Source organism: Rhodanobacter sp. PCA2 (assembly GCF_013620825.1).
Lineage (GTDB): Bacteria > Pseudomonadota > Gammaproteobacteria > Xanthomonadales > Rhodanobacteraceae > Rhodanobacter_A.
Map to the genome: position 1 here is coordinate 1 of NZ_NJIC01000038.1, position 7,936 is coordinate 7,936.

The 7,936-nt window shown below is 69.9% G+C and carries 5 protein-coding genes and 2 pseudogenes; 1 reads left to right on the forward strand and 6 read right to left on the reverse strand.

Going from position 1 to position 7,936, the window contains the following annotated elements:
* A pseudogene (locus tag PCA_RS12560) lies at window positions 1–335 on the reverse strand (hypothetical protein); the annotation flags it as partial.
* 37 nt (window positions 336–372) lie between these two features.
* Window positions 373–1,272 (reverse strand): hypothetical protein, encoded by a 900-nt coding sequence (locus PCA_RS12565; RefSeq protein ID WP_343204448.1) that lies wholly within the window; start codon window positions 1,270–1,272, stop codon window positions 373–375.
* Between the two features lie 594 nt (window positions 1,273–1,866).
* On the opposite strand from PCA_RS12565, the gene fusA reads away from it, so the two are divergent.
* A complete protein-coding gene (gene fusA / locus PCA_RS12570; RefSeq protein ID WP_181302962.1) occupies window positions 1,867–3,918 on the forward strand; it encodes an elongation factor G in 2,052 nt (683 codons plus the stop codon).
* 57 nt (window positions 3,919–3,975) lie between these two features.
* On the opposite strand, the gene PCA_RS12575 is transcribed toward fusA, so the two are convergent.
* From PCA_RS12575 to PCA_RS12590, 4 genes and pseudogenes are all read right to left on the reverse strand, one after another.
* Window positions 3,976–5,046, reverse strand: coding sequence for a glycosyltransferase family 1 protein (locus PCA_RS12575; protein WP_181302963.1), 1,071 nt, complete (start codon window positions 5,044–5,046; stop codon window positions 3,976–3,978).
* 497 nt (window positions 5,047–5,543) lie between these two features.
* Window positions 5,544–6,005: a hypothetical protein gene (locus PCA_RS12580; RefSeq protein ID WP_181302964.1), complete on the reverse strand. Its 462-nt coding sequence runs from the start codon at window positions 6,003–6,005 to the stop codon at window positions 5,544–5,546.
* 220 nt (window positions 6,006–6,225) lie between these two features.
* A complete protein-coding gene (locus tag PCA_RS12585) occupies window positions 6,226–7,533 on the reverse strand; it encodes a DUF58 domain-containing protein (RefSeq protein WP_181302965.1) in 1,308 nt (435 codons plus the stop codon).
* Between the two features lie 208 nt (window positions 7,534–7,741).
* A pseudogene (locus PCA_RS12590) lies at window positions 7,742–7,936 on the reverse strand (AAA family ATPase); the annotation flags it as partial.

Sequence of the window (7,936 nt, forward strand, 5' to 3'; positions counted from 1 at the left end):
GGTCCCTGCTGGCGCGGCGGCTCGCCTTTCGGCGGCGGCGGCGGCGCGAGGTCGGGCAGCTCGATGAACTGCGCCTGCAACTGTGCCGGCGGCGCCTTGCCGGGCGGCGGCGGTTCCCACGCCGGCCCGAGGATGAAGGCGAACAGGAACAGGATGTGCAGCACCAGGCTGCCCGCGATCGCCAGCACGCGCCGCCACATCACGCGCGGCTGCGGACGCCGCTGCGCACTCAGGCTGAGCATGCGCGAAGAGGCGGCGAGCGGCGAGTTCAGCAGTACCTGCGCCGGCCGCCTGGCGGACGGGCGCGGCGCGTTGGGGTCGGTGGGCGACGGCATGCGCGGAGTGTAGCGGGCGCCGTCGCGCGGCTGGGCGTCAGGGCTGCTGCTTCGCGCGTTGTTTCTGCAGTTCCTCGTCGATGGCGCGCATCGGCGTGTCGCTGGGGCAACCGTCGGCCAGCGGCTTGCCGGCGCGGTACAGCGCGATGCATTCGGACAGCGGCGGCGGCTTCGGGGCGTTGGGGTTCGCGGCCAGCGGCCGGGCCGGCGCCATGTTGAGGCGCACATCGCCGTCCTTGGGCGGCGGTGGGGGCGGCGGGTCGCCGCCGCAGCCGCCGGCCAGCGCCGCCAGCGACACGCCGCAATGGATGCGGATGCCGCCGGGCAGGCGGAAGGTGTGCTTCACCGTGGTCTTGTCCACGGCCTTCTGCAGCGCGTCGTCGATCGCGTTGGTGGAGCCGTTGCCCCAGTCCTTGTCGAAGCGGGTGGCCTGGTATTTCACCGGGCTGTCGTGCTGCATGATCCGCGTGTCGCCCTGCGGCGGCCGCTGCACGTAGTCCGGCAGCGGCGCACTGCTGGCGACGGCCGGCAGGATGACCTGGCCGTTGCGGTCGTACAGGCGCGGCGGGGCCACGCTGGCCGCGGGCGCCGGCGCCGGCAATTGCACGCTCAGCGCCTGCTTCGCCGCGGGCTCGGTGGTGCGCCGGGGCGCCACGCGTGGCGGCGCCGGCAACGGCACGGGTGGCGGCGGCGCCTGCGCGGCGGGCGCGGCGGCGGCCGGTATGAAGCGCACCTCCAGCACGTCGGTGGCCGCAGCCGTGCGCTCTACGGGCCGCACCGGCGGCGGGCGCATCGCCCACCACACCATCACCGTGAACACCACGTGCAGCAGTGCCGTGAGCAGCAGCACCAGCCACGCCAGCCGATGCCCGCGCGTGGGTTCGCGCCAGCGCTGGCGACGCAGCCGCGCGGTGCCCGCCATGTCCAGCGCGGACACGGCGACCCGGTCGGAACCTGGCGGCGGCGTGGCGCGGGTTTCGGCCTGCGTGCGGTGGATGATGGGAATGCCCTTGCGCCGGTGGAGGGGGAAAGTATGGACGGCGCAGCTTGAACCGTATCCCCAAGACCGCGATCGGGGGCGACGGTTCCCGCGGTGCGGCACGGCGAGCGTTGACGCGGGGACCATCCTGTCGCACCGTAGCCACCTCATCGTTCCGCCATGACCGCCCCCGCGTCTGCGCCCGGACGACCATGACGGCCCGCCAGTCGCCAGGCGCGACGCCCGCGCGGCACCGCTGCGATGCCGTACGACCCGCGCCCCAACATGGGAGGGTCGCATCGTGTTTGAGCCTGTCTGGACAGTCATGTCCATCTCCGTTGGCCCGTCAGGGTTGCCAGGTGGTAGTGCGCGGCGCCGACCATGGTGGCGCCATGGTCAAGCCGCGCGCTGCCGCATGGCGGCCCTGACGGGCCAACCCTTTGGGCCGATGTCATTTGCCCGCATGGCTCCGTCATCGCTCGGTCGCGTATCGACATACGCTTCCTCCCTCTTCCTTGCCCTGCGGGCAAACGACATTCGGCGGAGACGGACATGACTGTCCAGACAGGCTCGCACACGGAAAGCATCCGCAACATCGCGCTCGCCGGCCACGCCGGCAGCGGCAAGACCACGCTGTTCGAGGCCTTGCTGCACGCCGGCGGCGTGATCCAGGCGCCCGGCTCGGTGGAGCGCGGCACCACGCAGTCGGATACCGACGCACAGGAAAAGGCGCGCGGCCATTCCATCGACAGCTGCATCGCCGGCATCGACCGCGGCAACTGCCACATCAACCTGATCGACACCGCCGGCTACGGCGATTTCCGCGGCGGCACGCTCTCCGCGTTCGCCGCGGTGGAAACCGCGATGGTGGTGGTGAACGCCGTCAACGGCATCGAGCACGGCACGCGCCGCATGATGGAACATGCGCGCTCGCGCGGCCTCGCCCGCGTGCTGGTGGTGAACAAGATCGATTTCGAGGGCGCCCATCTCGGCGCGCTGGTGGAGGCGCTGCGCGAGGAGTTCGGCCCCGAGTGCCTGCCGGTGAACCTGCCCGCGCAGGGCGCCAAGCAGGTGCTGGACTGCTTCTTCCACACCGAGGGCGCCACCGATTTCTCCTCGCTGGCCACCGCGCACCAGCACATCCTCGACCAGGTGGTGGAGATCAACGAGGCGACCATGGGCGCCTACCTGGACAACGGCGAAGCCGCGCTGAGCCGCGAGCAGTTGCACGATGCGTTCGAGCAATGCCTGCGCGAGGGGCACCTGGTGCCGATCTGCTTCGTCAGCGCGCGCAGCGGCGCGGGCGTGGCCGAGCTGCTGGACATTGCGGACCGCCTGCTGCCGAATCCCGCGGAAGGCAACCCGCCGCCCTTCCTCAACGGCGACGACGAGGCGATCACGGTCAACGCCGACCCCGCGCAGCACGTGATCGCCGACGTGTTCAAGATCGTCAACGATCCCTTCGTGGGCAAGCTCGGCATCTTCCGCGTGTGGCAGGGCACGGTGCGCCGCGACGCGCAGCTGCTCGTGGACGACGGGCGCAAACCGTTCCGCGTGAGTCACCTGTTCCGGCTCAACGCGAAGAACCACGTGGAGATCGAGCAGGCGGTGCCGGGCGACATCGCCGCGGTGGCCAAGGTGGAGGAGATCCACTACGACGCGGTGCTGCACGACGCGCACGATGAGGACCGCATCCACCTCGCGCCCATGCGCTTCCCGCAGCCGATGTTCGGCCTCGCGCTGGAGCCGAAGCACAAGGGCCAGGAACAGAAGCTGGCGAACGCGCTGGGCCGGTTGGCCGAGGAAGACCCCTGCCTGCGCATGGAGCACCACAAGGAATTGAACGAGACCGTGCTGCGCGGCCTTTCCGAATTGCACCTCAAGGTGACGCTGGAACGCATGCGCGAGCGCTACGGCGTGGAAGTCGTCACCCACCCGCCGCGCATCGCCTACCGCGAAACCATCGCCGCGCCGGCGGAAGGCCACCATCGCCACAAGAAGCAGACCGGCGGCGCCGGCCAGTTCGGCGAAGTGTTCCTGCGCGTGGAGCCGCTGCAGCGCGGCGCCGGCTTCGAGTTCGTCGACGCGGTGAAGGGCGGCGTGATCCCCGGCACCTTCCTGCCCGCGATCGAGAAAGGCGTGCGCCAGGCGATGGAGCGCGGCGCGGTGGCGGGCTACCCGCTGCAGGACCTGCGCGTCACGGTGTACGACGGCAAGTACCACCCGGTCGACTCCAAGGAAGTGGCCTTCGTCAGCGCGGGCAAGAAGGCCTTCCTCGACGCCGTGGGCAAGGCGCGACCCATCGTGCTGGAGCCCATCGTGGACGTGGAGGTGTCGATCCCCGAGAGCGACGTCGGCGACGTCACCGGCGGCCTCGCCGGCAAGCGCGCGCGCATCCTGGGCACCGACAGCCGGCGCGGCGGCGAGCTGATGATCAAGGCCCAGGCCCCGCTGGCCGAACTCGTCGACTACCCCACCGAACTCAAGGCCATGACCGGCGGCCGCGGCCGCTACAGCCTGGACCTCAGCCACTACGAGCCGGTGCCGCCGCCGGTGCAGAAGCAGCTCAGCGAGGCGTGGAAGCCCAAGGTGGAAGAGGACTGAGGCGGGCGTGGCGATCCCCGCCGGCGCCGTGCCCCGCGTGCGGTCCGGGCCGTACGCTCAGCGTCCCAGCCGGCGCTCCACGGCGTGCCGCACCCGGGTGGTCTGGTAGCCCACCTGCTGGCGGGACAGCGCCCAGTGCCGCGCCAGCGCCCCCGCGTGGGTCCAGGCCCGGTAGGCGGGCAGCACGCGGCCGAACAGCAACGCGACCCATGCCTCCAGCGTGGCGCCCGCGCACACCTCGGCGGCGCGGCCGCGCGCATTCTCCGCCATCGCATGGCGCAGCTCCGGACTGGCGCGCAGGCGATCCAGGCAGGCCAGCACCTCGTCGCCGCTGTTCGCTTCCAGGTAGTCCAGCTCGGAGCGGCGTTCCACGCGGTACGCCGATTCGCGCCCCAGGATCGCCGGCACGCCGGCGATCCATGCGTTGTAGAGCTTGGACGCGGGCTTCTGGCCGTGCATGGATTCCACCCCGTGCGGCGACCGCCGCAACGCCACCACCGCGTCGATCCCGCGGTAGTCGCTCCACACCGAGGCGGGCGCATAGGTCGCCGGATCGGCATAGTCGAAGGGCTGGTAGCGACTGATCCAGGCGAGCCCGCGACGGTCCAGTTCCCGCTCCCACTGCGGCGAGCGCAGGTCGTCGGCAAGGTTCTTCTCGTTGCCGAAATACGCGACGGTGCGGAACGTCTCCCCCCGCGCGGCGGAGCGCGGCAGCAGGCCAGGCTGCGGCCAATGCCGCATGTACAGGAACGTGGGCCCGAAGCGGGTCATGTGCGGATTCTGCACGATGTGCAGGTTGGCCCGCGTGTAGGGGCGCAGGTCGGCGCACATGTCGACCACGAAGCGCCCCTTCGTCGCCGTGACGCGACCGCTGTACTTGCCGTCTATCGCCGACAGGCACTCGCGGTGGGCCACGACCACGCCGCGCTCGGGCAATTCCGGGGCCAGCCGGCAGGCGATCCCTGCCTCGCGCAGGCGCAGAAAAGTCTGGATCGTCCACGTGTAGACACCGAAGCCGAAGCCCGGCCAGTGGCTGTCAGGAGACAGGGGAAGCTCCCCCCGGGGCCAGAATTCCGGGTGGATGTAGAAGTGGATCGTTTCGTCCGTGGACTGCTTCCGATCGAGCATTTCGTTGCCTCGGGTACGCCGCTTCCCCCCGGACGCGGCTTCAGCCCCGAATTCGCGGCCGCAGCGTACCACCGAAGGAGCACCCGCGCGGCGCCGCCGCGACGGGCAGCCGGGGCACGGCGACCACGCCGTTCCGGCTTTCTATCGCCTCGATGCAACAGGCGGATGAAGGTCCGGTGACCCTTTGCCCTGGCCGCAGCCGGAGCCGACCTCGCGCGCGGCCGCGCTAGCACGGCATGCGTCGGCCGTCGCGTTCGTCCCCTACAACCGGTTTCCCCGCTTGATCGCCAGATAGCGCTCGATCAACGCGCCGGACAGTTCACTGCAACGCGGATCAGACACGCTTCTCTGCAGGCAATGTTTCGCGCCCGCCCGTGCTCCGCAGGAACGCGCTTCCCCCGATGGAGGATTCGAACGACCTCAAGAGCTACGGAACGTCGAAAAACATGCTCCGCCCCTCGTTCCGGCTTCGCCGATTGAAAATCTCCAGCGCGGTCTCATGACTCGTCCTCACTGATATGCCAGCGCTCGGACATGATGGCCTTGACCTTCCGGAATTGATTTACATAGTAACTACCGCATGCGACCACATTGGGCGGTGAGTCATCAAACAGGTAAACCTGCATGTCGGAGGGCGGGTCCGGCGTCTTTGGATAGTCGCCATGCCCTCCAAGAACGATTCGGGCAGAGTTGATCTTGATTTCCGCGTGCGTCCACGACCAGCCGGGGCGCTGGTCCGATGAGGTATTGCTGCTGTCGGAAAAGTCCAGGTTCAGGACGATGGATGCCTCATGGAAAGCCCTTCGCGCCTGAAGTATTTCAGACCTGCCGGAAGCCCTGAACGAAAATTTTCCGCACATGACGGCTTGCGTGCTTTTTCCAGGCTCCCCGTGTCCGCAGGAGCAAAGGGAAAGTACGGACATGACTGCAAGGAAGGACAAATGAACCTTCATGCGCATCCACCTGGATCCGGCCATCGAATGACACCTGAATTCTGCAATCCAATCCGGCAAATCGGGATACAACCCGGGAAGTACCGCGTAAATAAACGAGCCCCCTGCTCATGCCATCCAATCTTGCAATCGTTCCCGCCACACCGGCCACGCAGCGACCCATCCACCCAAGGCCAAAAACGACAAGCGCAGTGCCATCCCCGCCCGCACGCTACCGGCCTGTCCCCTACAACCGGTTCCCCCGCTTGATCGCCAGATAGCGCTCGATCAATGCGCCGGACAGCTCGCTGCAGCGCACGTCCAGCACGTTCGCGCCTTCCCGCCGCAGCGTTTCGTGCACGCGCTCGCGTTCGGCGAGGTAGTGCATCGCGGAGGCGCTGCGGATGGCGGTTTCCAGGGTGGCGCCGGGGTCGTGGGCGGCATCGTCCAGCGCCTGCTCGCGCAGGCTGGCGAGCACCACGAGGTGCTGGCGGGACAGCAGGTTCAGCGCCATGCGCAGTTCCTTGTCGTCCTCGTCGCGCACGTTGCTGACCACGATCACCAGCGCGCGCCGGCGCTGGTGGGCTTGCAGCGCGCCGGCGGCGGCGAGGTAGTCGGTGGCCAGCGGTTGCGCGTGCAGGTCGTAGCCGGCGCCCAGCAGGTGGTCCATGCCGCCGCTGCCCTGCTGCGGCGGCAGCCAGCGCTGCTGCTGGCCGATGCAGGCCATCAGGCCCACCGCGTCGCCTTCGCGCAGCGCGATGCTGGCCAGCGCCAGCGAGGCGTTGAGCACATGGTCGAAATGCGCCAGCGGGCCGTCCTGCGCCAGCATGCGGCGGCCGCAGTCGAGCATCAGGATCACCTGCTGGTTGCGCTCCTCGCGGTACTCGCGCGAGATCAGCCGGTGGCTGCGCGCGGTGGCTTTCCAGTCGATCTTGCGCAGGCTGTCGCCCACGCGGTAGTCGCGCAGTTCCTGGAACTCGGTGCCTTCGCCGCGCCGCCGCTGCAGCCGTGCGCCCACGCTGATCGAGGCCAGCTCCACGCTGAGCCCGGCCAGCTCCGCGAGCACTGCGAAGTTCGGGTACACGCGCGTGGACGACGGCCCGCCCAGCACGCGTCGCCCGTGCCACAGGCGCCACGGCGAGGGCAGCAGCGCGTGGCAGCCGCCGAAATGGAACTGGCCGCGCGCATCGGGCGTGGTGGCGTAGTCCAGCCGCAGCGCGCCGCCGGGCGGCAGCACCACGCGACACGGCATGCCGCGCACCGCCCAGCCGCCGGGATGCAGGTCGTGCAGGCGCAGCGACTGGCGGCGCTTCGTCGGGTTGCGCAGATGCAGCGCCACCGTCGCCTCCGGTCCCAGCGGCAGCACCGGCGCGAGTTCGCGCTGCAGTTCGGGCGATGCGGTGCGACGCAGGCGCCAGGCATCGAGCAGGGCCAGCGCGGCGAGTGCGCCGCCCGCTGCCAGCCATGCCGACAGCGGCAACTGGCCGAGGCTGGCCGCCACGCCGAGCGCAGTCCAGGCCAGCAGCAGCCACAGCAGCAGCGGCGCGGGTCTCAAGCCTCGGGCTCCAGTCGATGGACCGCGCCGCCGCTTCGCTCCTCCCCCTGCGCGCAGGGGGAGGTTGGGAGGGGGTGCTTATGGAAGCGCCCGGCAGGCAAAAGCACCCCACCCCGGCCCTTCCCTGCATGCAGGGGAGGGAGGATCGAGGCGCGACGCCGATCAGGCGCAGGCGCGACAGGCAAATGAGTGGCGACGGGCAATGTCTTCATTGCTTCGGCGCGGCCACCTTGTGTAGCAGCGCGCCCAGTATGTCGTCCGGACGCTGGCGCTCCAGCAGCGCATCCGGCGCCAGCAGCAGGCGATGGCGCAGCGCCGGCAGCACCACCGAGCGCACGTCGTCGGGCACCACGAAATCGCGGCCGTCCAGTGCGGCGCGCGCCCGCGCCAGCCGCGCCAGCGC